Annotated in this window: 30 protein-coding genes; 12 read left to right on the top strand and 18 right to left on the bottom strand. The window is 60.8% G+C overall.

Translation table 11 applies throughout. The features are described 5' to 3' along the window. Nucleotides 1-408, top strand: a 408-nt coding sequence (locus tag MOV61_RS10395; RefSeq protein WP_309493799.1) for an exodeoxyribonuclease VII large subunit, incomplete at its 5' end; no start/stop codon positions are given. Continuing rightward, on the top strand, nucleotides 408-1,001 hold the full coding sequence (locus MOV61_RS10390) for an NAD(P)H-dependent oxidoreductase (protein ID WP_247136516.1): 594 nt from the start codon (nucleotides 408-410) through the stop codon (nucleotides 999-1,001). The genes MOV61_RS10395 and MOV61_RS10390, both read left to right, overlap by 1 nt. 48 nt (nucleotides 1,002-1,049) lie before the next feature. Here the strand turns inward: MOV61_RS10390 and MOV61_RS10385 are convergent, their stop codons facing one another. The 3 genes from MOV61_RS10385 to MOV61_RS10375 are packed head-to-tail and all read right to left on the bottom strand — an operon-like array spanning nucleotide 1,050 to nucleotide 2,937. Next, nucleotides 1,050-1,337: an addiction module antidote protein gene (locus MOV61_RS10385; RefSeq protein ID WP_038548338.1), complete on the bottom strand. Its 288-nt coding sequence runs from the start codon at nucleotides 1,335-1,337 to the stop codon at nucleotides 1,050-1,052. Further along, nucleotides 1,337-1,633 carry a type II toxin-antitoxin system RelE/ParE family toxin gene (locus tag MOV61_RS10380; protein ID WP_247136515.1) on the bottom strand — a complete coding sequence of 99 codons (297 nt, stop codon included), beginning with the start codon at nucleotides 1,631-1,633 and terminating at the stop codon, nucleotides 1,337-1,339. The genes MOV61_RS10385 and MOV61_RS10380 overlap by 1 nt, the downstream gene beginning before the upstream one ends. 50 nt (nucleotides 1,634-1,683) lie before the next feature. Next, nucleotides 1,684-2,937, bottom strand: a complete 1,254-nt coding sequence (locus tag MOV61_RS10375; protein WP_247136514.1) for an aminopeptidase — start codon at nucleotides 2,935-2,937, stop codon at nucleotides 1,684-1,686. A 79-nt stretch (nucleotides 2,938-3,016) separates the two neighbouring features. Here MOV61_RS10375 and MOV61_RS10370 point away from each other — a divergent pair, with 79 nt between their 5' ends. Continuing rightward, nucleotides 3,017-3,826: a hypothetical protein gene (locus MOV61_RS10370; protein WP_247136513.1), complete on the top strand. Its 810-nt coding sequence runs from the start codon at nucleotides 3,017-3,019 to the stop codon at nucleotides 3,824-3,826. Nucleotides 3,827-3,856: 30 nt separating this feature from the next. On the opposite strand, the gene MOV61_RS10365 is transcribed toward MOV61_RS10370, so the two are convergent. The 3 genes from MOV61_RS10365 to MOV61_RS10355 are packed head-to-tail and all read right to left on the bottom strand — an operon-like array spanning nucleotide 3,857 to nucleotide 5,596. Beyond that, on the bottom strand, nucleotides 3,857-4,744 hold the full coding sequence (locus MOV61_RS10365) for an MBL fold metallo-hydrolase (protein WP_247136512.1): 888 nt from the start codon (nucleotides 4,742-4,744) through the stop codon (nucleotides 3,857-3,859). Nucleotides 4,745-4,752: 8 nt separating this feature from the next. Next, nucleotides 4,753-5,226, bottom strand: a complete 474-nt coding sequence (gene ybaK, locus MOV61_RS10360) for a Cys-tRNA(Pro) deacylase (protein WP_247136511.1) — start codon at nucleotides 5,224-5,226, stop codon at nucleotides 4,753-4,755. Between the two features lie 16 nt (nucleotides 5,227-5,242). Next, nucleotides 5,243-5,596 (bottom strand): ArsC family reductase, encoded by a 354-nt coding sequence (locus MOV61_RS10355; protein ID WP_247136510.1) that lies wholly within the window; start codon nucleotides 5,594-5,596, stop codon nucleotides 5,243-5,245. Nucleotides 5,597-5,769: 173 nt separating this feature from the next. On the opposite strand from MOV61_RS10355, the gene MOV61_RS10350 reads away from it, so the two are divergent. Both MOV61_RS10350 and MOV61_RS10345 read left to right on the top strand, forming a co-directional pair. Continuing rightward, nucleotides 5,770-5,934, top strand: coding sequence for a hypothetical protein (locus MOV61_RS10350; protein WP_173426764.1), 165 nt, complete (start codon nucleotides 5,770-5,772; stop codon nucleotides 5,932-5,934). Nucleotides 5,935-6,071: 137 nt separating this feature from the next. Further along, a complete protein-coding gene (locus MOV61_RS10345; RefSeq protein WP_247136509.1) occupies nucleotides 6,072-7,508 on the top strand; it encodes a methyl-accepting chemotaxis protein in 1,437 nt (478 codons plus the stop codon). A 20-nt stretch (nucleotides 7,509-7,528) separates the two neighbouring features. Here the strand turns inward: MOV61_RS10345 and MOV61_RS10340 are convergent, their stop codons facing one another. From MOV61_RS10340 to MOV61_RS10325, 4 genes are all read right to left on the bottom strand, one after another. Continuing rightward, nucleotides 7,529-8,011 (bottom strand): VOC family protein, encoded by a 483-nt coding sequence (locus MOV61_RS10340; RefSeq protein WP_244447458.1) that lies wholly within the window; start codon nucleotides 8,009-8,011, stop codon nucleotides 7,529-7,531. An 82-nt stretch (nucleotides 8,012-8,093) separates the two neighbouring features. Next, nucleotides 8,094-8,657: a 2'-5' RNA ligase family protein gene (locus tag MOV61_RS10335; protein WP_051899997.1), complete on the bottom strand. Its 564-nt coding sequence runs from the start codon at nucleotides 8,655-8,657 to the stop codon at nucleotides 8,094-8,096. A 278-nt stretch (nucleotides 8,658-8,935) separates the two neighbouring features. Next, nucleotides 8,936-10,354: a nuclear transport factor 2 family protein gene (locus tag MOV61_RS10330; RefSeq protein WP_247136508.1), complete on the bottom strand. Its 1,419-nt coding sequence runs from the start codon at nucleotides 10,352-10,354 to the stop codon at nucleotides 8,936-8,938. 95 nt (nucleotides 10,355-10,449) lie between these two features. Beyond that, nucleotides 10,450-11,220 carry a helix-turn-helix domain-containing protein gene (locus MOV61_RS10325; protein WP_247136507.1) on the bottom strand — a complete coding sequence of 257 codons (771 nt, stop codon included), beginning with the start codon at nucleotides 11,218-11,220 and terminating at the stop codon, nucleotides 10,450-10,452. Between the two features lie 173 nt (nucleotides 11,221-11,393). Between MOV61_RS10325 and MOV61_RS10320 the strand changes: the two genes are divergently transcribed. Next, nucleotides 11,394-11,951, top strand: coding sequence for a methylated-DNA--[protein]-cysteine S-methyltransferase (locus MOV61_RS10320; protein ID WP_247136520.1), 558 nt, complete (start codon nucleotides 11,394-11,396; stop codon nucleotides 11,949-11,951). Between the two features lie 116 nt (nucleotides 11,952-12,067). Then, entirely contained in the window at nucleotides 12,068-14,035 is a 1,968-nt protein-coding gene (locus MOV61_RS10315; protein ID WP_247136506.1) for a phospholipase D-like domain-containing protein, read from the top strand. 47 nt (nucleotides 14,036-14,082) lie between these two features. Here the strand turns inward: MOV61_RS10315 and MOV61_RS10310 are convergent, their stop codons facing one another. Together MOV61_RS10310 and MOV61_RS10305 are read right to left on the bottom strand one after the other, a co-directional pair. Beyond that, nucleotides 14,083-14,673 carry a YqaA family protein gene (locus MOV61_RS10310; RefSeq protein ID WP_247136505.1) on the bottom strand — a complete coding sequence of 197 codons (591 nt, stop codon included), beginning with the start codon at nucleotides 14,671-14,673 and terminating at the stop codon, nucleotides 14,083-14,085. Between the two features lie 522 nt (nucleotides 14,674-15,195). Beyond that, nucleotides 15,196-15,849 carry a hydrolase gene (locus MOV61_RS10305; protein ID WP_247031629.1) on the bottom strand — a complete coding sequence of 218 codons (654 nt, stop codon included), beginning with the start codon at nucleotides 15,847-15,849 and terminating at the stop codon, nucleotides 15,196-15,198. A gap of 150 nt (nucleotides 15,850-15,999) precedes the next feature. On the opposite strand from MOV61_RS10305, the gene MOV61_RS10300 reads away from it, so the two are divergent. After that, a complete protein-coding gene (locus tag MOV61_RS10300; protein ID WP_247136504.1) occupies nucleotides 16,000-16,896 on the top strand; it encodes a LysR family transcriptional regulator in 897 nt (298 codons plus the stop codon). 49 nt (nucleotides 16,897-16,945) lie between these two features. Here MOV61_RS10300 and MOV61_RS10295 read toward each other — a convergent pair whose 3' ends face one another. Then, nucleotides 16,946-17,557 (bottom strand): TetR/AcrR family transcriptional regulator C-terminal domain-containing protein, encoded by a 612-nt coding sequence (locus MOV61_RS10295; protein ID WP_247136503.1) that lies wholly within the window; start codon nucleotides 17,555-17,557, stop codon nucleotides 16,946-16,948. Between the two features lie 68 nt (nucleotides 17,558-17,625). Here MOV61_RS10295 and MOV61_RS10290 point away from each other — a divergent pair, with 68 nt between their 5' ends. After that, nucleotides 17,626-18,897 (top strand): FAD-dependent monooxygenase, encoded by a 1,272-nt coding sequence (locus MOV61_RS10290; protein WP_247136502.1) that lies wholly within the window; start codon nucleotides 17,626-17,628, stop codon nucleotides 18,895-18,897. A 275-nt stretch (nucleotides 18,898-19,172) separates the two neighbouring features. On the opposite strand, the gene MOV61_RS10285 is transcribed toward MOV61_RS10290, so the two are convergent. The 3 genes from MOV61_RS10285 to MOV61_RS10275 are packed head-to-tail and all read right to left on the bottom strand — an operon-like array spanning nucleotide 19,173 to nucleotide 20,694. After that, on the bottom strand, nucleotides 19,173-19,904 hold the full coding sequence (locus tag MOV61_RS10285) for an SDR family oxidoreductase (protein WP_247031625.1): 732 nt from the start codon (nucleotides 19,902-19,904) through the stop codon (nucleotides 19,173-19,175). 52 nt (nucleotides 19,905-19,956) lie between these two features. Further along, nucleotides 19,957-20,409, bottom strand: a complete 453-nt coding sequence (locus MOV61_RS10280; RefSeq protein ID WP_038549972.1) for a VOC family protein — start codon at nucleotides 20,407-20,409, stop codon at nucleotides 19,957-19,959. A 42-nt stretch (nucleotides 20,410-20,451) separates the two neighbouring features. Beyond that, entirely contained in the window at nucleotides 20,452-20,694 is a 243-nt protein-coding gene (locus tag MOV61_RS10275; RefSeq protein ID WP_247031623.1) for a hypothetical protein, read from the bottom strand. Between the two features lie 141 nt (nucleotides 20,695-20,835). Here MOV61_RS10275 and MOV61_RS10270 point away from each other — a divergent pair, with 141 nt between their 5' ends. After that, on the top strand, nucleotides 20,836-21,726 hold the full coding sequence (locus MOV61_RS10270; protein ID WP_247136501.1) for a transcriptional regulator GcvA: 891 nt from the start codon (nucleotides 20,836-20,838) through the stop codon (nucleotides 21,724-21,726). A 7-nt stretch (nucleotides 21,727-21,733) separates the two neighbouring features. Here the strand turns inward: MOV61_RS10270 and MOV61_RS10265 are convergent, their stop codons facing one another. After that, complete coding sequence (locus tag MOV61_RS10265; protein WP_247031621.1) at nucleotides 21,734-22,648, bottom strand: LysR family transcriptional regulator; 915 nt, start codon at nucleotides 22,646-22,648, stop codon at nucleotides 21,734-21,736. A gap of 279 nt (nucleotides 22,649-22,927) precedes the next feature. On the opposite strand from MOV61_RS10265, the gene MOV61_RS10260 reads away from it, so the two are divergent. Together MOV61_RS10260 and MOV61_RS10255 are read left to right on the top strand one after the other, a co-directional pair. Then, nucleotides 22,928-23,662, top strand: coding sequence for an SDR family NAD(P)-dependent oxidoreductase (locus MOV61_RS10260; protein WP_038548386.1), 735 nt, complete (start codon nucleotides 22,928-22,930; stop codon nucleotides 23,660-23,662). 190 nt (nucleotides 23,663-23,852) lie between these two features. Next, nucleotides 23,853-24,455: an NADPH-dependent F420 reductase gene (locus MOV61_RS10255; protein ID WP_247136500.1), complete on the top strand. Its 603-nt coding sequence runs from the start codon at nucleotides 23,853-23,855 to the stop codon at nucleotides 24,453-24,455. A 136-nt stretch (nucleotides 24,456-24,591) separates the two neighbouring features. Here the strand turns inward: MOV61_RS10255 and MOV61_RS10250 are convergent, their stop codons facing one another. Then, nucleotides 24,592-25,203 carry a TetR/AcrR family transcriptional regulator gene (locus MOV61_RS10250; RefSeq protein ID WP_247136499.1) on the bottom strand — a complete coding sequence of 204 codons (612 nt, stop codon included), beginning with the start codon at nucleotides 25,201-25,203 and terminating at the stop codon, nucleotides 24,592-24,594. Between the last annotated feature and the right edge of the window lie 78 nt (nucleotides 25,204-25,281).

Genomic DNA, 25,281 nt, shown 5'->3' with positions numbered 1-25,281 from the left:
GCATCGCTTTCGGCGCTCCCGGCAAGATTGCTCGGCCAGTTGCAGCGCGAGCGCCTGCACCTCACGTCGATGGCCCGTCATGCGGATACGGCGATCTCGCACACGCTGATCCGCAGCCGTGCGGCGATCACCGCGCAGGACCGCGTGCTGCAATCGCTCTCCTACAAGAACGTGCTGAAGCGCGGCTTTGCCGTGGTGCGCGGCGAGGACGACCGGCCGCTGACACGCGCTGCCGGCATTGGCGAGGGGCAGGCGATCTCCGTGGAATTTGCCGACGGCCGGATTACGGCGGTGACAGGTGAGGGCGGCGAATTGGCCGATCCTCCCGTTGCGGCGCCTCAGCCCAAGAAGCGACCGGCGAAACCGGAGCCGCCCGGAGGCGCGCCAAAACAGGGCACGCTCTTCTGATGCATGTGCTCCTGGTGCTTGCCCATCCGCTGCCGGAAAGTTTTGCGCATTCGGTTGCCCGCGCGGCGCGCGAGACGCTAGAGGCGAACGGCCATACGGTGGACCTGCTCGATCTCTGTTCGGAGAGTTTTGATCCGCGGCTGACGGAACACGAACGGCGCGCTTACTTCGATGTGCCCTATGATACATCGGAGGTGGCGGATTTCGTGGCGCGGCTGCAGAAGGCCGAGGCGCTGATATTGGTCTTTCCGCAATGGTGGTTCAACCTGCCGGCGGTGCTGAAGGGTTTCTTCGACCGGGTCTTCGCGCCAGGCGTCGCTTTCCGCCACGACAAGGCAGGCGGACGGATCGTGCCTCTGCTCACCAATATTCGCCATTTCTGGGCCTTCACGACCACAGGTTCGCCCTGGTGGGTCGTGAAGTTCTATATGGGAGACCCCGTACGCCGCCAACTCAGGCGCGGCATTGCGATCTTCTGCAATAGAAAAGTCGATTTCCGCATGCTGGCGCTGCACGACATGGACCGGACCACCGACGAAAAGCGCCGGCGGCATCTGGAGCGCGTGAAGACGGCGCTCCAGGCGCTGCGATAGGCCGTTCGGCCCACATCGGCGATAGCGACGGTCTTGGCCTCGGCCTGATCAGGAATGGGCCTTGGCGGTCAACTCGATCCCCAACGATTTCATCACTGCAATCGTCGTCTTGAGCGTCGGGTTTCCGGTGGCGCTAAAGGAACGATAGAGCTGCTCTCGGGAAAGACCGGTGTCTTTGGCAATCTGCATCATCCCCTTGGCACGGGCAACCACCCCTAAGGCATGCGCAATGTAGGCCGCGTCCTCCGTCTCGAAAGCTTCGGCCATAAATGCCGCAATCGCCTGATCGGAGCCCAGGTCTTCGGCTGGATCGTAAACGGTTAGTTTTTCAGCCATCACTCACTCCATTCCATCGCCAGGCGCTTTGCAGCCTTGATGTCCTTTGCCTGGCTGCTTTTGTCGCCACCGCACAGAAGAACGATTAGGATGTCACCGCGCTGCTGAAAATAGACGCGGTAACCCGGCCCATGATGGATGCGCAGTTCGCTGACACCTTCACCGACGGGGGCCACATCTCCGGCATGCCCGAAAGCGAGCCGGTCCAGACGCGAGGCTATCAATGCGCGAGCACGCTCGCCCTTCAGACGCGTGCGCCATTTCAGAAACGTTTCCGTCTGCTTGAGCTCGAACACGGACCATATGTAGTTTAAAAACTACATATGGTCAACGGATCATGAGATAATCAGGCCCACTCGCCCTTGCGCATCACCGGCACCTTGGTGCCATCGGCGCGCAGACCGTCGATATCGACCTTGTCGGAGCCGATCATCCAGTCGATGTGGATCAGGCTCGAATTGCCGCCCTGTGCCTTGATCTGGCCCTGGCTGAGCGACGCACCGTCGAGGAAGCATTTCGAATAGCACTGGCCGAGCGCGATGTGGCAGGAGGCGTTTTCGTCGAACAGGGTGTTGTAGAACAGGATGCCGCTCCTGGAGATCGGCGAGGAATGCGGCACCAAGGCCACTTCGCCGAGCCTGCGGGCGCCTTCGTCCGTATCCAGAACCTTGTTCAGCACTTCCTCGCCCTTCGAAGCCTTCGCCTCGACGATCCGGCCGCCTTCGAACTTCACCTGAATATTGTCGATCAGCGTGCCCTGGTGCGAGAGCGGCTTGGTGCTGGAGACATGGCCTTCGACCTTCAGCGCATGCGGCGTGGTGAAGACCTCTTCGGTCGGGATGTTGGGGTTGCAGGTAATACCGTTCTTGGCCGTTGAGGCGCCGCCGTGCCATTCGTGGCCGTCGGCAAGGCCGACCGTCAGGTCGGTGCCCGGGCCGGTGAAGTGGAGGGCGGCAAAGCGCTCGCCGTTGAGCCAGGTGGAGCGCTTCTTGAGATTGCCGTTGTGTTCGGCCCATGCCGCGACCGGATCGGCGAGATCGACGCGCGAGGCGGCGAAGATCGCGTCCGCCAGCTTGCCGACCGCCACGTCTTCCGGAACGTCGGGAAAGACCTGGCGCGCCCAGGAAGGGTTGGGGTAGGAAACGATGTTCCAGTTGATGTCGAAGTTGGCGATCTTTTCGAGCGCCGGCTTGTAGGCCATGGAATTGGCCTTGTTGGCGCGCGCCACCTTGGCCGGGTCCTGGCCGGAGAGCATCATCGGGTTGTCGCCGGAAATGGCAAGTCGTGCGGCGCCGTTGGCATAGGCCTGGGCCATGCCGTCATAGAGCCAGCCGGATGCCTTGTCGAAGCTGCTGTCTGGCGCATATTCGTAGCGCGCCAGCGTCGTTTCCTCGTCGGAATAGAAGGTCGTGACGATGCCGGCGCCGGCCATATAGGCGTGTTTGGTGATCAGCCGCACGAGCGGCAGGGCGGCGATCGGTGCGGTGATCACCAGATCCTGGCCCTTCTCGAGGCGCAAGCCCACCTTGATGGCCACTTCCGCCAGCTTTTCGAGCTTTTGAGGATCGACGACGGTTTGAAAATTCGGCACGATTGTCATGAGAGACCTCACCTGATTTCTGTCATCGAAGAGACTTAAAGAGGTTTGGGGCAAAATTGAAGCTCAGGGATCCAAGTTCATGAAAACCGCCTTGTTATGCGCCGTTCTCTTCGGCGCCTCGGCCTCCGTCAGTCTCTCGGCAGATTTTGCAGCGACCATGTTCGACCATCAGGTGGCCATCACATCCGATGCCGATGAGGAGAAACTGACGATCGACGGCAGGCAGGTCCATTCCAATCGCTTCCTGCTGATCGACAATGTCGGTTTGGTCGCGGGCGTACCATTCGTCGTGGTGGTGAGTTCGGACGGCGGCAACGCATGCCCGGGTTCACCCCTGGTCGTCTCGTTTCCACCGGGCGGAGAGCCGCGCGTCGACGAGCCGATGGACGATTGCCGCGGTGCCGCTTCGATTGCGGCAGAGGGCGATCACCTTCTGCTTGCAACCGAAGCCATCCCCGGACAGCCGAGCCTGCGCTGGACCTGGACGCCCGGAAAAGGTTTCGCCGAGGCAGGCAAGGTCGCCTTCCAGCCGAATGCGACGATGGGGTGGGATGACATGAAGAAGGCGGAGCACCCTTCCGAACTTCTCGGCATTGGTCCGATCGCCGATACGGCAAACGCCATGCTTGGCGAGCATCGACAGGAATTCGAGAACTCCATCACCGGACCCGGCAGCGGAGCGTTCAAGAACGGTTTTTATATCGGTGAAGCCTGCATGCCGCATATGTGCACCGAGGTCGAGGCGCTGGTCGCCGCCGATATTTCGGCGAGAAAGCTTTATCTCGCCTGGAAGCCGATGGGAAAGAAGATCATCCTGCGTCCGGCGGTCCGCAGATGGCCGGCACCGGCGCTTGCCGCCCTCAAGCAATGGTCGGCGAAATGGCCGTGATGGTTTGATCCGGCCGGTTCGTCTGGCCGGTCAGCGCTGCAGCGCCGCCTTGACCGCGGCAATGTTGCTCGCATGAACCTCTTCGTAAGGCGCGAAATAAAGCACGGCGCCCGAGGCGATTTCTTCTGCGACGAGCGACTTCAGCGAGGGATCGATATCCTTGCCGGCGGCGATCGCGCCCGCCATACGGCGCAGATAGGCGCGGTTGGCGTCGATCAGGTCCGGCCCATAACCGCCCGCCGCGATACGCTCCGCATCGCCATGCGCCGGCAGGATTTTTGCGATCGGCCAGGAGGCCATCCGCGCGAGTTCGCCGATATGCGTACCGATCTCGGCCGCTTCCGAAATATAGGTGACGGTGTCTTCCAGCGTGTCGCCGGCGAACAGAAGCCGTTCTTGCGGCAGCCAGATCACGTTGCCGTCGGCGCTGTGGATGGCGAAATGATGCAGCTCGATCCGACGGCGGCCGACCGTGAGATCGAGCTGGCCATCGAACAGCGTCGTCGGCATGATGAGAGGTGAGATCGGTGGATTGGCGCTTTCGATCTTCTCGCGGTTTTCTTTCAGCTTCTCGGCCGTCAGCGTCAGCGCGATGATCTCGCAATCGGCAAAGATCGCGTTTCCAGCAATATGATCCTTGTGCCAGTGGCTGAGCGCGACGCGGATCTTCCTGACGCCGAGCCCTTCCAGATGGGTGCGGATCGCCTTGGCGTGACTGAGCGAGATATGGGTGTCATAGACTAGCGCCTCGCCTTGATCGATGATCGCATAGGACGCGACGCCCAGCGAATAGGCGCCGTCGTCCAGCCAGTTTGCGCTTTTCGCATGCAGCCGTTTGCCGGGCACCCGGCCGTCGTAATAGGCGAAGATGCCGGGATAGGGCTCGAGAATTCGAAGGGTCGAAGTCATTTCACTCATGATCACCATCATGCCACCAGCGGCGCTGCGACCGCCTTCAGTGCGTCGCGGGCCGCCTTCGGGTCGAGCCGCACCTGCAGTCCGCGTTGGCCGCCATTGATGAAGACATGCGGCTCGTCGAGCGCGGTGATCTCGATCGCGGTCGGCACCAGTTTCTTCTGGCCGAAGGGGCTGATGCCGCCGACATGATAACCGGTCGCCCGTTCGGCATCGGCGGGCTTCATCATGTTCGCCGACTTACCGCCGAATGCCACTGCAAGCTTCTTCATCGAGACTTCACGGTCCGACGGTACCACGACGCAGACCGCTTTGCCGTCCACTTCCGCCATCAGCGTCTTCAGGACACGGCGCGGCTCCTCGCCGATCGCCTCCGCCGCCTGCATCCCGATCCGGTCCGCATTCGGGTCGTAGTCATAGGTGACGGTGGCAAAGGCGATACCGGCCTTTTCGAGCATCTGGGTGGCGCGGGTTGTCTTGGACATGGCTCGAATCCTGGATTCAGATCTCGGAAAAGGCTTCTTCGTAAATCTCCGGCTTGAAGCCGACGATCAGCTTTCCCTCCGCTTCCAGCACCGGCCGTTTGATCATCGAAGGTTGGGCAAGCATCAGCGCGATCGCCTTCTCCCGATTGAGGTTTGCCTTGTCTGTTTCGTCGAGCTTCTTGAACGTGGTGCCGGCGCGGTTGAGCACGATTTCCCAGCCGACGCGGTCCGTCCAGGTATCGAGATGCGCCCGGTCGATCCCTTCAGCCTTGTAATCGTGAAAAGTGTACGTGACGCCCTTGCGGTCGAGCCAGTCGCGCGCCTTCTTCATCGTGTCGCAGTTCTTGATGCCGTAGATCGTGATTGCCATCGAAGCCTCTTCATTTGGGCTCGACCGATACCAAGCACAACCCTCGCCACGCAAGCCATCCGGCGTGGTTAACGGTTGTTATGTGACAGTTGCATGGCTCCTCTGTTTCGTTGTGCATTGCACAAAAACAGCACAGACATCATATCTTAGCAGAACGAAAAGGAGAGTTTCACATGTCCGTACAGAAGAAGACCCGTGGCAGCGCCATTGGCCGCGCCTTTGCAGTTATGAGCGCCGCAATCTCGGTTTCGGCTGCCGTTGAAAACCATCGTCGTCCGAGCAACGTCGACCTGACCACCCTCGGCATCGATCCGAAGGCTTTCGATCGTCTCGGCTAATCCGTCTTTCCCGCCTTATCCGGCCGGGAGGGGGTGTCGTATCTCAGCCTAAAGTATATGTCTTTGCGAGATACCCGCGGCAACTGTCCGTTAACCATAGATATCCTATATTCCCCTAATATTCGGGAGATGTGGATTTGGTCGGACAGGTTGTCAGGGAAGAAGTGCCGTCTGAGCCCGTGGCTGTCGACGGCGAGGCGTTGAAGCGATCCGTCGCCAAGCTTGCAAACGAGGCTTCCGCGCTCGGCCTTCATCTGGTCGATATCGCCGGCGCCATCCAGGATACGGCGACGCAATCCTCGGAACATGCGAAATTGCTTGGTCGCCTGACCCAGTCCGCTCAATCGATCGCGGACGCCAATGGCCATGTTGCCCGTTCCCTCCAGGAATCCGACAAGCTGACCGCGAACGCTCGCAAGGTGCTCGGCGAGCAGGCTGAGCAGCTTTCCGGCTCGATCACGGCGATCGATCACATGGTGCACGCCTCCCAGGAAATCGGCGCCGAGATCAAGCTGTTTTCCACGGCGCTCGGAGACGTTGGTCGTTTGGCGGACGCGATCGGCATGATCGCCCGGCAGACGAACCTCCTGGCGCTGAATGCCGCGATCGAAGCGGCCCGTGCGGGCGAAGCCGGCAAGGGTTTTGCGGTTGTCGCCGCGGAAGTGCGGGCGCTTTCGTTACAGACTTCCCAGACCACAAGTTCGATCCAGGTCACGCTCGATCAACTGAACAGCCGCATCGATCGGCTGGTGACGGCCGGCGAAGGCGCCAGCCAGTCGGCCGAGGGCGTCAAGACGACCGCGATGAAGGTCCAGGGCTCATTCAAGGGCGTCGAAGGCGTCATGACCCAGATCCTCGACAACGCGTCTTCGCTTGCCGGGACCACCGAGACCGTCGACCGGCAATGCGGCGAGTTCGCCTCTTCGATCGCTTCCGCCGCAAGCGCGATCCTGAAATCCAACGACCAGCTGCAGCAGACCTCTTCCCGCGTCGGCGAGGTGGTGACGATTTCCGAACGGATGATCCAGACGACGGCGAGCGTCGGCATCGAGACGCCGGACAGCCCCCATATCCGCGCCGTGATGGCCTATGCCGCCGAGGTTTCGTCCGTCTTCGAGGCGGCCGTCAAATCCGGCCGCATCGATCTTGGCGCCCTGTTCGATCGGCAATACGCGGCGATCCCCGGCAGCGATCCCGTGCAATACATGACGCGCTTTACGGAGTTCACCGACGCCGTCCTGCCGCCGATCCAGGAACAAGCAGCCGAAAGCGACCCGCAGGTGGCATTTTGTGCGGCCATCGACGAAAACGGCTATCTGCCGACCCATAATCGAAAATTTTCGCAGCGCCAGCGTCCCGGCGACGTGACCTGGAATACCGCCAACTGCCGCAACCGGCGCATCTTCAACGACCGTGTCGGCCTGGCGGCCGGTCGCAACAAGGAACCTTTCCTGCTGCAGACCTACCGTCGAGACATGGGCGGCGGCCAGTTCGTGCTGATGAAGGACATTTCCGCTCCGATCACCGTCAACGGGCGTCACTGGGGTGGGCTGCGCCTCGCGATCAAGGTCTGATATCGGCGGGTGGCGTTGCGTCACCCCGCGTAGGCAGCGTCCAGTTTGGCAATTTCGATCTTTTTCATCGAGAACATGGCCTGCATGACACGACTGGCGCGGGCGTTGTCGCTATCCGTCAGCATTGTCGCCATCCTGGCATAGTTGACCTGCCAGACGAGGCCGAAACGATCCGTCAGCCATCCGCAGGGCTGCTGCTGGCCACCTTCGACGAGCTTGCCGTAATAATGGTCGATCTCATCCTGCGTCTCGCAATGGACAAGGAAGGAAACCGCGCCGTTGAACTTCGCCAAAGGTCCGCCGTTGATCGCGGCAAAGCTCTGCCCTTCGAGTTCGAAGCCCATCGCCATCACCGAACCTTTCAAGCCAGGACCGGCGTCGCCAAAGCGCGAGACATCGGTGATCTTTGAATTGTCGAATATCGAGACATAGAAATTGACCGCTTCTTCGGCGTCGTTCTCGAACCAGAGATGGGGCACGATTTTATGTTTCTGGATGACCAATTGCTCTCTCCTGGTAATGGGTGACCGGCCACAGGACGCCCGCGCTCCCGTCGGCCCGACATGTTCACGAAATTCTTTTCCGTCAAATCGTCATGCGGAGCTGTTCTGGCCGCATCGGATAAGCAGGGGCATTCGGATCGAAACTCCATCTCCCGAATTCCTCGTGCCGGGTTTCGCCATAATGGCTGTAGACCAGCATGAATTCCCCGGCGATCCAGGCGTAGTTCCGCTCGATAGGCATGGGTTCAATTCGGCCGCAGCCATAGATCAGCGTCACATGCGGGGCGGCGTCCGCCATCCAGACATTCGGTAGGTTGTGTCGGGTGAGGGCATGACGCAGCATCTGCGCGAACTGATTGACAATCGGATTACCCTTGGCGCGATACAGGGCGAGGTGACGCCTGTCTCCGAACAGGCCGCTGCTGTCGAGGGTGATCGGAATAGGCCTTGCCCGGATACCGGCCATGACCATCCTGGTTGCCTCGATAAGCGTCGCGGGCGGCTCATCGAACTCTTCCATGCAAAGCAGGCTCATATGAAGAAGATCGGCGGGATAGGCATCGCGAGTATTCTGGTTTGTCGCGTGAATCATGGCATCGCCATGCATGATGAGACCGAGGGGAGCGGAAGGCTTGAGCACGAACATCAGCTTGCTCTTCCGTCGTTCTGGCCGGTTGGGTAGCTGCCAGCTCTCGCCAAAGGGAAACGAGAGCTGGCTAGCGTGCTTGCGCAAGCTCATCTTGCTACCGTCATAGTAATGCGACCTCATGCCGTTGAATGATTTTTAGCGAGACTCCTTGGATGAGTAAAGAACAAATGCGGAACAATTGCAATCATGGTTAACTTGCGAGCCGCTCCGGCACCGGCTTTAGCGGATAAGCCTGCCAGAAGAAGCTGTCGGCCGCCGCCTGGTCCTCCTCAAGTTCAGCGGGTTTTCGGCGCGCGTTCGACGGCGCGCTGGGTGAGCGCCCTGTCGCCGGTCTCGTCCGTCGCAATCATGGTCAGGGCGGAAATTTTCCAGCTGCCGTTAACCTTGGCGAGCTCGTAGCGGTAACTGCCGATCAGCACCCAGAGATCGGTTCCGATGCGATGGGTCGCCTGGAAATCGGCCTCGGCGGTCGCCTTCTCGCCTTGTAAGCCCGTGATCGTATGATTGGTCACGAGATGCCGCGTCTCGTCGAAACCCGGCAGGAAACCGGACCATTGCCGGATCACTTCATCGGCCGGTTGGGCAATCGGCTTGCCGCCCCAGAGGCTCGTATAGTCAAGCGTCACCTCGTCGGCGAAGGCGCGACGTACCCGATCCCATTGATGCCGGTCGGCGCCGGCGGCGATATCGATGATCGTGTCGATGATCGCCGCACGGTCCTCGGGATCGATCTGCCGGATCGCATTGACGCGGGTGAAATGCGCTGCCGCGGCGTCCGCCGCAATCGTCACCGGCTCCGATCGGTCGTAGAAGTCGAACTGACTGATACCGTCGAGCCAGAGTTCCGATTTCTCGCCCGGCAGCAGCGCGTAAAACGCATGCGCACCCTGCGGCACGGCAGCTCCCTCCGAATGAACGATCAAGGTCGGCTTGTCGAGCTTTGCCCCGAGAGAAACGGAATCATAGGTCAGCCACGGCTCCCAGGAGGCGAGGTTGAAGCGGTTGTCATATTGCGGGATAAGGCCGCGATTGGCCTCCGTGTAATAGGGGACCTGATACATGAGCGAGGCCTTGTCGGTCGTGCTGGCGGCAGTGACGATCCTTGGTTCGCCCCGGCGCTCCGAAGCCACCGCCTCGCGTGACGTGGCGATCAGCTTGGAAACGCCGTCCGGCCCGCCATAGACCTGCTCGACGATCTGTCGGTTGTGCAGCCATGGTGCGACCAATGCGATGGCGGCGAAATTGCCATTGCCCGTCGCCGCCGCTGCCATGTATCCCGCCGACGCGCAGATGCCGAGCCCGTTGATGTTGGCCGCATCCACTTCCGGCAGTGTCGCCATGAATGCGGCCGCGGCAGCGATGTCGCCGGTCTTTTCGGCCGGATCCTCCTTGAAGCGGATTTCACCGCCCGACTGTCCCCAGCCGCGATGATCGAAGGCGAGTGCGGCAAAACCGCGGTCCGCCATTTCGCGGGCATAGAGGCCGGACATCTGCTCCTTGATGGAGGTCCAGGCGCCGCTAACCACCACGCCTGGACGTTTCTCACCGGCTCTGTAGTCCGGTGGCAGATAGAGCGTGCCGGCGAGCGCCGCGCCCTGGTTCTCGAAGGAAACGCTTCGGGTCTGGATATCCTCCGCGAGGGCGGCGGAGGTCATCATCGCCACGCAGAAGGTTGAAAAAGCAGCGGCTTTCATGGCGTTCTCCCATCTTGGTTAGAATGACGGGAATTTGGCAGTTATGCAGAAGCGGCACAGGCGCAGATCTTGGCGTTCGTTATGCGATTATTGCTTCAATCGACCCTGAAGGCAGCGGGCGTCGTGCCCGTGTGGCGACGGAAATGCTGGCCGAACCGCGAGACATCCTCATAACCGACCCGGCCCGCAACGGAGGCGATCGGCAGCCGCGTGGTCTTCAGGAACAGTTTTGCCAACTTCACCCGCTCATGAATGACGTATTGAAGTGGCGATTTGCCGAGCGCCCTGGTAAATGCCCGCGCGAAATGAAAACGGCTCATCGCCGCTTCGGCTGCCATGTCTTCCAGTGACAGATCGGCCGAAAGGTTTTCGTGGATGTAGGCAAGCGCGCGGTGCAGCCGCCTGTCGTCGATTCCGACAAGCTTCGGCCGGTCAGGAGCCAGGATCTGGGCGAGGTGCGCCGCCAGCGCCAATTGCATCGTTTCACGGTAGAGCGCCGACGCATGGCCGGCAATTGACACTGTTTGGTGTGCAAGCTGCGCCAGCAGCGGGTCGAAAGTGCCGATAACCGGCCTGAAATCCGAATGACGTTCGAAGCCTACATCGGCGAGCAGGTTTTCGGGCACCTCAAGTCTCAGGAAAGACAGCGCCTCGTCATATTCGCAAATACCCGCCGCACCCGCCGGCAGGATCCAGCCTTCGCCGGCTTTCAGAGGCACATGCTGCCGTTTGTCGGAGCCGACGGCGATCCGGTGGCGGTCCTGATCGACGAGAAAAAGCCCGAGCGTCAGGCGCGATATCGCAAAGCGTCCGCCGCCGGGAGGCGTATGCAGCCTCTCCGCCGTCAGGCGCGCTTTTCCAGCCAATGCTTGCGATCCGCTCATGGGGGAAAATTTAAGGAGCGGCCAGGGAACTTCAACCGACAGTTCTGCGAGAACTTCGCCCTTGCAGGCAAGAAACGGGTTGAATCCTTGGGCATAAGGCACGATTTTAAGGTCAATCGCAATGCGGAGGTTTCCTCATGACAATGCATCAATACATGACAATGCATCAATACCTGATTTTTGAAACTGCCGGCGGCTTCTGCGGCATCGCCTGGAATGATGTCGGCATCACTCGGTTCCAGCTCCCGACCAAAAGCGCGGATTCGACCGAAAAGCTGCTGCGCCGCCGGTTACCGGAGGCCCAGCCGGGCACGCCTCCGGCCGAAGTGCTCGAAGCTGTCGACGCCGTGAAGCGGTATTTTTCCGGCGAAGAAGTCGATTTCTCGAAGGTCAGGCTGGATCTCGATGGTCAGGACGACTTCTTCAAGCAGATCTATGCCGCCGCCCGCCGGATCGGCTGGGGGCATACGACGACCTATGGCGCAATTGCCAAGCAGCTTGGAGCCGGTCCCGAGGCCGCCCGCGACGTCGGCCAGGCAATGGCGAAAAACCCGGTGGCTCTGATCATTCCGTGCCACCGTGTACTCGCTGCCGGCGGCAAGATCGGCGGCTTTTCGGCTCCTGGCGGCTCGACTTCGAAATCCCGCATGCTGGAGCTCGAGGGTGTACGCCTGACACCGCCGGAACCGGCGCAGCAATCGATGGGGTTCTGAAACATCCTTTCCCGACCATCTATCAGGGCGGGTATAAAAACGACGCATGGATTTGCGATTGTAATATTCCCGCGAATTTGATCTGCTAGGAGATGGTCAGAGGGTAGGGGATGGCCATGTCCAGGATCGTCAAGGCGAATGCGTGGTGCAACAACGAAGTCGGCTATCTGGCTTGGCGGACTGACGGGATCATCAAGGATTGTCTCGGGTTCATGATAACCCGGATCCACTTCGATCTTGCCGGCAATGAGGTTGCAAGGCGTGTCCTGCCTGCATGGGTCGCTTTCGACACGCAGTCCAATCCGAAGGGCGAGGAGCAGGATACCGGCGTCTGGCCCATCCAGAAATTTTCCTGGCGCGATCTTACGCTTCGCCGCAGCCGCAACGAGACGGTGCTGCGGGAAGGGGAGTTCAAGGTCCGCTACGAGGTCGTACCGGTAGGCTTGGCCGGTCCGGGGCGCTTGTCTGTGCCGCCTTCGGCGACGGCGCCCTTTCTCGACGATGCCGGAAAGCCTCGCTACAAAGGTGACCCGATCCCCCTCTTTTTCTGCGGGGAGCCCGTTTTGACCGATGAACTGCTGGTGACCGGCCGCTTTGGCAAGGCCACGGTGGCATTCAACAACGGCATCCTGTCGACCCAGAATCTGAGGAAGCAATTGAAGACCCCCGATGGTAAGACGCCATCGAAGAGCGAGGTTCTCAGACGCATTGCGGATCGGCGCGATCCCCTGCGGTGGTTCCTGGGCGGCGATGCACTGAAGACGGTCAAAGGTTTCTTTGATCTGGCGGAGAAGCTGGACGCGGATATCTATCTGGCGCTCTACGAACTTCACGACGAGGAACTGATCGACCTCATCGACATCCATCATGCCCGTATCCACCTGATCCTTTCGACTGCCGGCAAGTCGGAAGACGGCAAGACCTGGGATACGACCAACGAGGCTGCACGCGCCAGATTGCGAGCCAAGCTTGGTGACCGTCTGCAGAACCGGATGTTCAACAACAGCAAACATATCGGCCACAACAAGTTCGGCGTGCTGGTCTCCAGGACGGGCGAGCCTATTACCGTGCTGACCGGCAGCACCAACTGGACGTCGACCGGACTTTGCGGCCAGACGAACAATGCGGTGATGATCGAGGACATGGAGCTCGCCGAGATCTATCTCGGTTATTGGCAGCGACTTTTGGCCGACGTGATTCCGGAGCCGGCTCCGCTGAGCAAGCCGAATAATGTCGATCAGGGGCCTCAGCTGCGTGCGGATGGGGCGACCCCGCATCCTCTCGATATTGCTTCGGTGGCCCCGCCGGCGAAGGCGACAGCCTGGTTCTCGCCCAACATGTCGAAGGTCAGCGTTCCGCGCCAGAATCCGGCAACACCTCCGGACATGCAGGACGTCTTCGACCTGATGCGGGGCGCCAAACAGGCCTTGCTGTTCCTGAGTTTTTATCCGGCCCAGCAGGGTCGCAACAGCATCATCGGCGAGGCGGTCAAGATCGCCGCCGAGAAACCCGATCTGCTCGTGCTTGGAGCGATCAGCGCGCCACAGGCGATGCCCAATTACGAAATTCCGATCCGGGAAGACGATGCCGACGAAGAAGATGGGGCTACCAAGGCACCGGCGCCTTCCATCTATCAATTGAAGGGTGCTCCCCGCGTGATGATGGTGAGGGCGAGCGCCATCCGAGACCTGATCGGGGATTTCCAGCGCGAATTGCTGACGGCGGGGACTGCGATCATACACGACAAGGTCGTGGTGATCGATCCGCTGTCGGAGACCGATTGTGTCGTGATCACCGGCAGTCACAATCTCGGTTTCAAGGCGTCCTATGCCAATGACGAAAACATGCTGATCATCAAGGGCGCGCCGCAGCTCGCGGCCGCCTATGCGGTGCATGTCCTCGACGTCCAGGACCATTACCGTTACCGGGCCGTCCTCGAGGAGCAGCGCAGAAAGGCGCTGCTGACCGGTGCAACTCCACCGAAAGCCTCGACCGGGCATGGTTTTCTCCACACTGACGACGGCTGGCAAGAGCCTTATTTCGATGGGCGCAAGGGCGACGAGCTACGCTATTTTGCCCGCTGACGCGTGATCCCGGACCCCCCGGGGCAGAGGCAAGAAACGTAAATGCCTCAATGCGTCAGGAATTTGTAAGCGACATAAGCGACGATCAGCACCGCCGCGACCGCCATTGCGATCAGGCCCAGCCGCTTCTCGATGAAATGGCGAATGTCCTCGCCGTAACGGCGCAGCAGCCAGGCGAGCAGGAAAAAGCGGGCGCCGCGGGTGACGATCGCCGAGACGACGAACAGGCCGAGATTGATATGTGCCACCCCGGACAGGATCGTCACCACCTTGATCGGCGGCAGATGCGCGAAGCCCGACGTCACCAGCATCAGCACCACGGCTTCATACGTGATGCCGGCCTTGAGCTCGTTGAAGGTGTCGAGCTTGCCCCAGAACTGAAGGATCGGTTCGGCAAGCGCATCGAAGGCGAAATAACCGATGCCCCAGCCGGCAATGCCGCCGAGCACGGAAAAAACCGTGGCGATCAGTGCATAGCGCCAGGCGCGCTCCGGCCGGGCAAGCGCCATCGGCAGGAACAGCACGTCGGCCGGCACCAGGAAGACGGAGCTTTCGACGAAGGCGATGACGGCAAGCCATACCGCCGCGGATTTGCGGGCGCTGAGCGCCATCGTCCAGTTATAGAGGCTGCGAAGCATAAATCAGGCGTCCTGTACGTTTTGGTAACCGGCAGCGTGTGCCGCCTTTATGAATTTGCGAACGAAGGTAACAAATTTCTCGCACCTTCCGCGACCATCAGGCCGGGCTCGTCATAGACGTCCTTCGACAGTGCAGCAACAAGCGCCTTCAGCGCCTCGCGACCTCGGGGAATGTTGGGATTGTGTTGGATCTAATCCGTCACGGAGAAGAACTCCACTGCCGACGCATCATGACGTTGGAATAGCGAGGTCATCGCCTTGATCACGAGCGCCTTGTTGCGCTGGGGACGATCATCGGAGACGCGATCCGGTGGCCGAGTGACCGCAAACGGCCCGGGTGACGGATAGCCGGGCTGAGCCGGCTGCAGTCGCGGGTAGCGCTGGAGGAATGGTCATTGATCATGCCGGCCGCCCTGCATTCAGGCATGGGCGGCCATCTTGTGAAGCGGGGATGACGCAACTCGATATGCAGCCAGCATGTTGGCGCCGGATCGCTCAAGTCTTTCGTCACCCCCGCTCAGATCATCCTGCGTTGCTTGGCACGGGGGTGTTGAGCAGCTGCTGCTCCCAGAGATACGCGATGCCGCTGCCGCTCATGTGCGAGATGAGCACTTCAGTCAGCTCTTCGACATGCTCGGTGCGAGCCCAGTCGCGCTGCCATTCGCCAGCCAGAGCCATCCAGGTCATCATGTTGACGCCGGCCGCAATCATCCGCTGTATGGCGACCTGGTGAGACTCGGTTGAACTTCCGCCCGATGCGTCGGTAATTACGGTCACGTCCCAGCCTTCGCCGGCTGCCTGAATCGCTGGCATCGCTACGCAAACTTCGGTCCATAGGCCTGCGATGATCAATTGCTTGCGGCCGGTCGCCTTGACCAGGTCCACCACTTTCTCGTCCTCCCAGGTATTCACCCAGGTCCGGTCGATCACTTCCTGCCCTGGGAAGACGTCAGTGATTTGCTTGAAAAGCTTGCCACCGCGATCCGCGATCACGCTGGTGAGGATCGTCGGAACATTGAAAGCCCTTGCCAGCTTTGCCAGCGCGGTCACATTGTTGACGACAGCCTGCGGGTCGTGGCTATTCAGATTGGTGAGCTGGTAGGGCTGGTGGTCGATCAGAACGAGTACTGAATCTTCGGGACGAAGAAGCGAAGCAAGGCCATTACGAAAGGTCATTGTTACATCCTTTGCTGCCGTGTGAGCGGCATTGGTTTTTCAGAGACATGTGCCAGGGGCACGTTGCCCGCAAGGACTATTGCCGTTCCTATCCAAGTTGCGGTAGTCCCCTTTGGCGGTAAGCTGTGTCGCGAAATAAGGAACGCTGATTTGGACATTGAAGAGCTGCAGACCTTCGTAGAAGTTGCTGATGCTGGAGGCGTTTCCGCGGCTGCGCTCCGGCTCGGCGTCTCCAAGTCGATCGTCAGTCGTCGGCTAATCCGGCTTGAAGCGGAACTTGGCGTCCAGTTGCTTGCACGAACGACCCGGGGCGCCGCTCTCACGGAAGCCGGCGCCACTTTCCGAGACTATGCAGCCAGAGTTTGCGCCGAGATCGACGTTGCCAAGGAAACAATCCTGCCCGCCGGTGACCTTCGCGGCCGCTTGCGAGTTGCCGTGCCGCTTTCCTTCGGACCGACCCACTTCGCTCCCATCCTTGCGGAAATGGCGCGACGCCACCCCCGGCTCCAAATCCACACCTGCTACAGTGATCGCTTCGTCGATCTCATCACGGAGGGATACGATTGCGCGATACGAGTTGGCTATCTTCAGGACTCCAACCTGGTCGCAAGGCGCGTCGGACCGATCTATGGGAAGCTCGTCGCGAGCCCGGACTATATCAAGGCGCACGGGTCGCCCGAAACGCCGGAGGAACTCGCCGCTCACGAGGCCCTCATGCAGGGCACCGAAGCCTGGCAACTCATGGATGGCGACAAGATCATCACGGTTCGTCCGCAAGGTCGCTTCAAGGCCGACAACGGCATAGCTCTCGTTGCCGCCGCGACAGCGGGACTCGGCATCGCTTACCTGCCCGATTACCTTACCCATGAATATATAGCTTCCGGCGCGCTCATGCCGGTCATGACGCGTCATCCACCACCCCCGGCCGGTGCATATGTCATCCGCCCGCCAGGTCAGCATCCCGCACGGAAGATACGGGTCCTCACCGAATTGCTGATTGAGTATTGCGAACCGGCTCCGCACCTCGCAGGACCTGCCCCTGTCTGAGTGGCGCCGCGGGCCGATCATCTCGCTCACAAGAAAGCGACGCGTTGAATCAGGTCCGCATCTGACGGTCGATGGTCGCCCTCGTTGATCGGCGCTCCACTCGTGCGGCGAGGCCATCAAGAATCAGCTTCAGCCCTTCTTCGAAAGCGGCTTCGTGATCTATCTGCGGAACCCCGATCAAATCGTCCGCAGTTGCGCCGAGACTGGCCTCGGCCTGTTCCTCGAGCACGCTTCCGACGGTGAAGCGGCTGGACGCGAGCATCGCCATCTGAGCGTCCCGCTCGGGCAAACCGGACGCGACCAGGAAGGCCATCTTGTGCGCGATCCGATCGATGTCCGCCACACCGGGGCGGCTGCCCGCGTGGAGCTTTGCGCCATCGCGGCGCATCAGCAGCGTTCGCCGGAAACTGCGCGTGTTGTCGAGGAACCAATCACGCCAATCGTCGGCTGGCGTTGGAAGCGGAGCGGTCGCGTGGAGCGCCATCGCAGTCTCGGCCATGGCGGCGAGCAGTTCCTCCTTCTTGCGAAAATGCCAGTACAGCGACGGTTGTTCGACGCCGAGCCGCTTCGCGAGTTGTCTCGTGCTGATGCCCTCAAGACCAACCTCATCGAGCAGATCGAGCGCTTCGGCAATTACGGTTTCACGAGTTAGCTTAGCCATCTTGACAATCTATCGCCGATAGGGAATTTCGTAAATCAGCCTATCACTGATAGATTCGAGTTGCGCACATGAAAATTGAAACTGAAAATCGCTCCCTCAAGATTCTTGTCTGCGGTGGAGGGATTGCGGGTCCGGCCTTGGCCTATTGGCTCACCCGAAGCGGCCATCAAGTCGTCATCGTCGAGCGGTTCTCAAACCTCAGGGCCACGGGTGCGCAGGTGGACCTGCGCGGTCAAGGCATCGAGGCCGCCAAGCGCATGGGGCTCATCGGCGCCATCCGGAGCAATCTTGTCGATGAGGCTGGCGTCTCGTTCGTCGACTCCCAGGGTCATGCCAAGGCGACGATTCTGGCCAACACATCCGGTCGCGGCGCGCAATCGCTCACGTCCGAATACGAGATCATGCGCGGCGATGTCGTGCGCATTCTCCATGACGTGACCAGGGATGACGTTGAATACGTCTTCGGCAAGACCGTGGAGCGGTTCGAGCAGGGCGACGAGAAGGTTCTAGCTCACTTCTCCGACGGCACCTCTGACACCTTCGATCTGCTGGTCGGAGCGGATGGTCAGGGATCGCGCATTCGCAAGGGTATCCTGCCGCCGGATGCAGCCGACCCTTACCTGCGAATGGGCATCCACATGGCCTATTGGTTCATCCCACGCACACCGGCCGACGACGGCAACATCCGCAATACATACCTCGCTCCTGGCGGCCGGATGATCATGCGGCGGAGCCATAATCCGACGGAAACGCAAGTCTACTTCGTGCTCAGGGAAAGCTCCGAAGAAGCATCGGCCATTCACAGGGCGCCGTTGGATCAGCAAAAGCAATTCTGGATAGAGCGGTTCCGGGACGCCGGCTGGCAGACCGATCGATTCATCCAGGGCATGATGACGACGCCCAATTTCTACTCTCAGGAAGTGGTGCAGGTCCGCACAGACACCTGGTGCAAGGGTCGCGTGGTTCTCGTCGGCGATGCCGCGCATTGTGCATCCCCGTTCAGCGGCATGGGCGTATCCGGCAGCCTGGTCGGAGCTTATGTCTTGGCGGGTGAGATCAATCGCAATACGGGAGATCTCGCGCGAGCCTTTGCGCTCTACGACAAAACGCTACGGCCCTTCGTCAACGAAATCCAGAACGTAAACCCATCGCTCCTGCGCCTGGGGATGCCCAAGACGCGATTTGGGATAAACGTCTTTCTTTCCGTGACGGCCTTGGCCGCACTGTTCCGCATCCCGGACCTGGTCGCCAGATTTTCGTCGGAAGATAGGGACGGCAGCTGGCTTCTGCCCGAATATACGGAGCTGCATCCGGCCCCTCAAACTGCGCTACCGGGTTAGGTGAGAACTCAGGATGCAGGCCGTAATTGCGCCACACCGGAAGGAGTTTCCTTTCGAAGATCGATCGCCTCCGGGCCCAGCGGTCGTGCCGCCTAAGCCAGTCGATATAGTCAGGAACGGCCTGCTCGACGTCGAATATCGGCTTGAAGCCCCTGTCTTTCTGAAGCCGAGCAATGCCGAGAGAGTGGTCCGGGCGGCGATCGGGATTCCGGCCAGCCGGACGTGCGATGTCTGCGCCGGTAATGGCTTTGCTGATGGCTCCTCCGCGGAAGCGATCAGATTAGGCTCTGGCCGCCGTCGATATGCAGCGTTTGGCCCGTCGTGAACTCGCTCTCCATGGCGTAGACATAGGCCAGCGCCACATCGGCTGGTTTCGCGATCCGTCCGACCGGGAGCCGCGTCGCCATGCTCTCGAAAAGGCTGGATTTATTCTCGCCGGCCAGTTCGGTGAACATGGGTGTATCGACCCAGCCCGGCGACACCACGTTGACCCTTGTCGGCGCCAGTTCCAGCGACAGCGCATGCGCGAAATAGCTGAACGACCCGGCGATGGCCGCCACGACCGATCCGCCGGGAACCGGCGGCTTGTCCTTGTTGATGCCCGACGTGAAGGTCATCGATCCACCCTTCTTCAAGGTGCGGACTGCGTACTTGGCCACCAGGACCGCGCCCACCAGCTTGTTGTCGATGAAGCCGCGAACGACATTCAAGTCGGTGTCCCCGATGGGGTAGCCGGGCGGCGGCGTTCCTGCCGTCGAGACAAGATGATCGAGGCCGCCGATTCCTGCGAACAGGCGAGCGATCTCTGCCTCCTGGGTCATGTCGGCTGCGAAGGTGCTGACTTTGCCGGCTGCCGCAAGCGCCCGTTCGGCTGCTTGTAGCTTCTCCAGCGACCGGCCGACAATCACCACTTCGGCGCCTTTGTCCAAAGCCGCAGTCGCAACGCCGAGACCGATGCCGGAGCTGCCGCCGATGACGAGAATTCTCTTGCCCATAAGCGTCCCCATGGGTTCCTCCATATCTGAAGTGGTGCTGTGAAGTCGGGCGCGACGAGCGTCGCTAACCCTGGTAGGCGCGTTCGAGATCCGCGATGATGATCTTCTTCATCCTGTACATGGCCTGCATCACCCGCTCCGCCTTGTCCTTATCCGCGTCGGCGATCATCTTCAGCAGGATGGCGGGTGTGACCTGCCAGTAAACGCCGAACTTGTCCGTCAGCCATCCGCAGGGCTGCTCCTTGCCGCCGTCGGCGATCAGAGCATTCCAGTAGTAGTCGGTTTCTTCCTGATCACCTGTTTCGACGAGAAACGAGAACGCCTCGTTATACGGCACGCGCGAGTTGGCATTCAGCGCGGCGATCTGCAGGCCGCCGAGCTCGAACCGCACCACCGACAGTTCCGGGTTGGGCAGTTCGGTGCGTGCAAGGAGCCTGGAGTCCTTGAACACGGATCGATAGAACTCCATGGCCTCTTCTGCCTGGCCATTGAACCAGAGATGGGGGTAGATGTTCATGATCATTGTCCCTCGATGATGGCTGGCGAAGCGGTCGGCGGGCTATGGCTGCCGCAGGATGACGGTTCCGTCCCAGTCGCGCTCGAAGCCGATGTCTTCAAGACTATGATCCGAAAAGCGGTTGAGACGCCGCATGTCGATTCGATGCCGGATCACCAGAACCTGGCGCGTGGCCAGATCGCGGGCCGCACCGATCAAAGCGGCGATTGCATTGATTGGCCGATGCCCGCGTTCGCTTGCTGCCGATCCATGAAAAATATCAAGCGATGCGTGAGTAACACTCATGGTCTTAATCCTCTTCAGTGGCGTTTCTCAGCTTGGTCGCCGTCGCCTTTGCGTTGTTGATGGGAAGGAGTTTGCTTCTTTCCCTGCTGGACGACAAACGACTAATATTGCATGATTTGTGATCAACGCTCACAGGTTATCATGCCAAGAAAGCTCCCCCCGTTGACCGCTCTGCCCGCCTTCGAGGCGGCGGCTCGCCATCTGAGTTTCACCAAGGCCGCGGAGGAACTCTTCGTGACCCACGGCGCCATCAGCCGGGCGATCAAGAACCTGGAACAGCAACTCGACGTAACGCTGTTCGATCGGGGGACGCGTTCGGTCCGGCTGACGGCGATCGGAGAGCCCTATGCGCGCGCGGTGCGCGAAGCGCTCGATCAACTGGCAGCGGCCACGAGCATTGCGACGACGCGCCGCTCCGACACGACATTGACTGTGAGCACGTCGGGCGGCTTTGCGGGCAAATGGCTCGTGCCGCGCCTCTATCGCTTTCATCGGGCACACAGCGAGATCGACGTGCGTGTCTCGACAACAGGCACGCTGACCAATTTTTCAGGCGATGGGATCGATATCGCCATTCGTTATGGCGGAGGAGACTATTCAGGACTGACGAGCGAATTCCTGGCCGGCGAAGATGTGTCGCCGGTTTGCAGTCCACGACTCATGGCCGGCAAGCACCCGTTGCGGACACCCGAGGATCTCAAATATCACACCCTTATTCGCGACGGCTATCCGATCGATTGGGCGGCCTGGCTTGAGAGCGCAGGCGTGGCGGGCCTAGACCCAAACGGGGGGCTGACCTTCGATTCCTACACCTTCGCGATCGAGGCGGCGGTTCAGGGCGAAGGCGTCGCGCTTGGCCGGACCATGCTTGTGGAAGGCGACCTCGCAGCGGGGCGGCTGGTCCGCCCGTTCGAACATGCGTTGAAGGCCCAATCCAGTTTTTATCTCGTTTACCCTCCCGATGCGATCCGGCAGCGCAAGGTGAAGGCGTTTCGGGACTGGCTTTTTTCCGAGATGGGTGAAGACGGATAGCCTGTAACTAGTCCGGCCCGCATCGTTCTCGATCCGTCGCGGCTTGCCCCGCCAAAAGCGGAGAGTACGCTGCGAGCCTGCGGGATACGAACTCCGTGAAGAGCCGCACGCGCTTGGTCTTGCGTGTCTCCCCGTGTGTGAGAAGCCAGAGCGTTCCGTACATGTGCAGGTCGGTACCCGGCACCCTCACCAGGTGGGGGTCGGCATCTCCGACGAAGCACGGCAGCGTCGTGATCCCGAGCCCTTGCCGCACAGCAGCGATCTGCGCCTCGGCGTCCGTGACCCTGAAGGGAACCCCCGTGGTGCGAACCTCACCCGCGCTGGCCCAATCCGGAATTCCATGAATGCTTATGACGATCCACCGGATGGGATCAGGTGCGCCCGCACCCCATGCGGCTAGCCGATCGCGGGACATGTAGACGCCGCCAAACAGATCCGGTCCCTTCAGGCCATGAAGATTGACCGGCAGGGTTTTGCGGTCGTAGACGACGCGGATCGCCACGTCGGCCTCTCGGTTGGTCAGATTTGCCAGCTCGCCGGACGACAGGATGTCCATCTCGATGTCCGGATGCAGACGCGCGAAATCGGCGAAGTCCGGCATCAGCAGATGTGTCGCGAGGGTTGGGGCCAGCGTCACCCGCAGAAGCCCGCGCACGCTCTGGTCGCGCCCGAAGACGCGCGTCTCCAGCTGGTGCGACGACGCTTCCATCTGGTTGGCGAGTTCGAGGACTTCTTCGCCCGCAGCCGTCAGGCGGTAGCCGGAGGGCAACTTTTCGAACATCTGCGCCCCGAGGCGTTCCTCGAGCTGTGCGATGCGTCGCAGCACGGTCGAGTGATACACCCCGAGGCCCTCGGCGGCAGCCCGCACTGAGCCTCCGCGCGCCACGGCAAGAAAGTAGCGAATGTCATCCCAGTCGATCATGGTGCAATCCCGCACCGCACCGCGCGGTGCGCCTTCCCAAGCCCGTATCCAACGCGTCGTACAGCAGCACGGGCGGTCATCATAGCTTATGTGGGCATGTGCGGCCTGATTTCAAACGGCGGACACCGATGGTTGCGGTTGGCGTCATTCGTCCTGCCGGAGCGATTTTGCACCATCGATGTGCGCGCTTCCGCACTCAACGCCTGACTCCGTCGGACCTATCTGGAGGTTCTCGGGGCATCCCCGAACGACCAAAGGCAGAGCCTAGAAGGAGAAGTCATGGGAAAGCTTGAAGGTAAGATTGCAGTCATCACCGGTGGATCGAGCGGCATGGCGCTGGCAAGCGCCAAGCGGTTCGTTGAAGAAGGCGCCTATGTTTTCATCACGGGCCGGAGACAGGAAGCGCTGGACGAGGCCGTCAAGCTGATCGGCCGGAACGTGACCGGCGTGCGCGGCGACGTGTCCAATCTCGACGACCTCGACCGCCTGTTCGATACAGTCAAACGGGAAAAGGGCAAGATCGACGTCCTGTACGCGAGCGCTGGCACGGGCGAAGCTGTCCCCCTGGGCGAGATTACCGAGCAGCATTTCGATGCGACCTTCAACCTGAATACGCGGGGCACGCTGTTTACGGTTCAGAAGGCGCTGCCGCTGTTCAACGATGGCGGATCGATCTTCATGACCGGGTCAGTTGCTTCGCTGAAGGGTTTTCCTGGCTACAGCGTGTATGCGGCGAGCAAGGCGGCGCTGCACGCCTTCGCACGCGGGTGGCTCAACGAACTCAAGGGCAGGAATATCCGGGTGAACGTGCTGCACCCGGGGCCGATCGCCACGCCGATGCAGGACCAGGTTCTCACCGCCGAGGCGAAGCAAATGTTCGAATCCCTGATCCCACGGGGAACGATGGGTCGTCCTGAGGAAATTGCGGCGGCCGCGCTGTTCCTTGCTTCAGACGATTCGAGCTTCGTGAATGGGTTGGAGTTGTCAGTCGACGGCGGCTTCTCGGCCATCTGAATTCGTGCCGGATCGCGGGAGGCGGCTGATCGGCGGGAACTAGCGTGTCCATGGTGAAATGACTTCCGCGTTGAACGGTCGGTCCGGCCGCTAGGAAGTCGTTCACGACGGGACGTCTACGCAAAGGTCGGCGCACGGCAACCCGGCGTCGTTGAGGGCGGGGAATCAATATCAACGCAGGAGAAACATTATGAGCTACGCAATTATAGGATTCGGTGCCGTAGGCCAGGCTCTCGCCCGTGCCTTCGCTCGTAGAAATATCGAGGTGGCCGTCGCGAGCCGCCGTCCGCCCGAGGCGTTGGCGCCGCAGGCTCGGGCGATTGGACCCACGGTCGTCGCCAAATCGCTGCGGGATGCGCTCAAGGCCGACACGATCATCCTGGCGGTCCCGTTCGGGGAGCATCGCGAAGTTGCCAACGCCCTGCCGAGCTGGAAAGGCAAGACAGTTATCGACGCGATGAATACGTTTGGAGTTCCCCCTGAAGAGCTGGACGGCCTCCCGTCCTCCGCCTTCGTCGCGAAGGCGTTCACCGGCGCCAAGCTCGTGAAAGGTTTCAATCACCTGGTTGCGGCCACCCTGGCTGCCGATCCGATCGTCGAGGGCGTGCACCGGGTCGCCTTTCTGTCGAGCGACGACGAGGACGCGATCGCTCCCGTGGCGGATTTGGCCAAACAGCTCGGGTTCGCACCCGTCAAGCTCGGAAAGCTCAACGAGGGTGGCGCGCTGGTGCACGCACGCGGCCGCACTTGGGGCCAGCTCATCTTCCAGGATTTGTTCAAGAAGGAGCAGTAATCGATCTACGGCCGTGTGATCGACGCCGAACACTGGTCGCGCGCCAACGTCTTCGGACAGCGCGCGACCGAATATCTGAAGGCCACACGAAGGTTGGGGTGGCCTGACGGCGTGTGGGCGCCGTTCTCAGCCAGTGTCATGTTGCCGGGTTCGCCAGCCCTTCCACCAGCGTGCCCAAGGCCGCATCCAAGGGAGCCGATCCGACCTTCTCGGGCACCAGTAGCCCATCGATCGCAAGCATGGTCATGCCGTGGATGAGCCCCCACCAAGCTGCTGCCTGGCCTTCTATTGGCCGCTTGCGAATGCTCCCTGCGGCCTGGCCACGCCGAAGGATTTCGAGCGCCACATCGAAGACCGCAAGCGCCCGTTCATTGAGATGTACCCCTTCGGCTTTCTCCTCCCCTGCGCTGAACATCAGGCGGTAGAGAGCCGGGTTGTCCGTTCCGAACGCGACGTAGGCACGAGATATTGGGGCAATTTCGTCGTGCAGAGTTTTGGGCGCTTCAGACTTCGTTGCCGATAGGGTCTCGCGCAGCCGGTCGAAGCCGATCATGGCGAGTTCTGCAAGCAGCGCCGCTTTGTCCGGAAAGTGCTTATAGGGTGCTGCGTGGCTGACGCCAGCCCGGCGCGCTACTTCCCGCAGCGTGAACTGCCAGCCCTTCTCCTCGGCAAGCATGTCCAACGCTGTCTCGATTACCGCGCGACGGAGATCACCGTGGTGATAAGGGCGGTTGGGAGCGTCTTGCATGATGCCTCAAAGTTTCTTGTGGTTACATTGTTGACAGTGGTTACTTAAACGCCTACGTCAAGAGCGAAAGTTTCTCCT

This window comes from Neorhizobium sp. BETTINA12A (assembly GCF_023006485.1).
Lineage (GTDB): Bacteria > Pseudomonadota > Alphaproteobacteria > Rhizobiales > Rhizobiaceae > Neorhizobium.
The sequence above is the reverse complement of the archived record's forward strand: the minus strand, read 5'-3'. Positions and strand labels throughout refer to the sequence as shown.

What these genes read in the sequence shown, in the direction of transcription:
- MOV61_RS10290 (WP_247136502.1), top strand. Translation starts at nt 17,626, where the DNA reads ATGAAAATTGAAACTGAAAATCGCTCCCTCAAGATTCTTGTCTGCGGT.
- MOV61_RS10250 (WP_247136499.1), bottom strand. Translation starts at nt 25,203, where the DNA reads ATGCAAGACGCTCCCAACCGCCCTTATCACCACGGTGATCTCCGTCGC.
- MOV61_RS10370 (WP_247136513.1), top strand. Translation starts at nt 3,017, where the DNA reads ATGAAAACCGCCTTGTTATGCGCCGTTCTCTTCGGCGCCTCGGCCTCC.
- MOV61_RS10260 (WP_038548386.1), top strand. Translation starts at nt 22,928, where the DNA reads ATGGGAAAGCTTGAAGGTAAGATTGCAGTCATCACCGGTGGATCGAGC.
- MOV61_RS10265 (WP_247031621.1), bottom strand. Translation starts at nt 22,648, where the DNA reads ATGATCGACTGGGATGACATTCGCTACTTTCTTGCCGTGGCGCGCGGA.
- MOV61_RS10255 (WP_247136500.1), top strand. Translation starts at nt 23,853, where the DNA reads ATGAGCTACGCAATTATAGGATTCGGTGCCGTAGGCCAGGCTCTCGCC.
- MOV61_RS10270 (WP_247136501.1), top strand. Translation starts at nt 20,836, where the DNA reads ATGCCAAGAAAGCTCCCCCCGTTGACCGCTCTGCCCGCCTTCGAGGCG.
- MOV61_RS10355 (WP_247136510.1), bottom strand. Translation starts at nt 5,596, where the DNA reads ATGGCAATCACGATCTACGGCATCAAGAACTGCGACACGATGAAGAAG.
- MOV61_RS10385 (WP_038548338.1), bottom strand. Translation starts at nt 1,337, where the DNA reads ATGGCTGAAAAACTAACCGTTTACGATCCAGCCGAAGACCTGGGCTCC.
- MOV61_RS10335 (WP_051899997.1), bottom strand. Translation starts at nt 8,657, where the DNA reads ATGTTCGTGCTCAAGCCTTCCGCTCCCCTCGGTCTCATCATGCATGGC.
- MOV61_RS10320 (WP_247136520.1), top strand. Translation starts at nt 11,394, where the DNA reads ATGACAATGCATCAATACCTGATTTTTGAAACTGCCGGCGGCTTCTGC.
- ybaK (WP_247136511.1), bottom strand. Translation starts at nt 5,226, where the DNA reads ATGTCCAAGACAACCCGCGCCACCCAGATGCTCGAAAAGGCCGGTATC.
- MOV61_RS10275 (WP_247031623.1), bottom strand. Translation starts at nt 20,694, where the DNA reads ATGAGTGTTACTCACGCATCGCTTGATATTTTTCATGGATCGGCAGCA.
- MOV61_RS10350 (WP_173426764.1), top strand. Translation starts at nt 5,770, where the DNA reads ATGTCCGTACAGAAGAAGACCCGTGGCAGCGCCATTGGCCGCGCCTTT.
- MOV61_RS10285 (WP_247031625.1), bottom strand. Translation starts at nt 19,904, where the DNA reads ATGGGGACGCTTATGGGCAAGAGAATTCTCGTCATCGGCGGCAGCTCC.
- MOV61_RS10330 (WP_247136508.1), bottom strand. Translation starts at nt 10,354, where the DNA reads ATGAAAGCCGCTGCTTTTTCAACCTTCTGCGTGGCGATGATGACCTCC.
- MOV61_RS10310 (WP_247136505.1), bottom strand. Translation starts at nt 14,673, where the DNA reads ATGCTTCGCAGCCTCTATAACTGGACGATGGCGCTCAGCGCCCGCAAA.
- MOV61_RS10295 (WP_247136503.1), bottom strand. Translation starts at nt 17,557, where the DNA reads ATGGCTAAGCTAACTCGTGAAACCGTAATTGCCGAAGCGCTCGATCTG.
- MOV61_RS10305 (WP_247031629.1), bottom strand. Translation starts at nt 15,849, where the DNA reads ATGACCTTTCGTAATGGCCTTGCTTCGCTTCTTCGTCCCGAAGATTCA.
- MOV61_RS10390 (WP_247136516.1), top strand. Translation starts at nt 408, where the DNA reads ATGCATGTGCTCCTGGTGCTTGCCCATCCGCTGCCGGAAAGTTTTGCG.
- MOV61_RS10375 (WP_247136514.1), bottom strand. Translation starts at nt 2,937, where the DNA reads ATGACAATCGTGCCGAATTTTCAAACCGTCGTCGATCCTCAAAAGCTC.
- MOV61_RS10280 (WP_038549972.1), bottom strand. Translation starts at nt 20,409, where the DNA reads ATGAACATCTACCCCCATCTCTGGTTCAATGGCCAGGCAGAAGAGGCC.
- MOV61_RS10365 (WP_247136512.1), bottom strand. Translation starts at nt 4,744, where the DNA reads ATGAGTGAAATGACTTCGACCCTTCGAATTCTCGAGCCCTATCCCGGC.
- MOV61_RS10315 (WP_247136506.1), top strand. Translation starts at nt 12,068, where the DNA reads ATGTCCAGGATCGTCAAGGCGAATGCGTGGTGCAACAACGAAGTCGGC.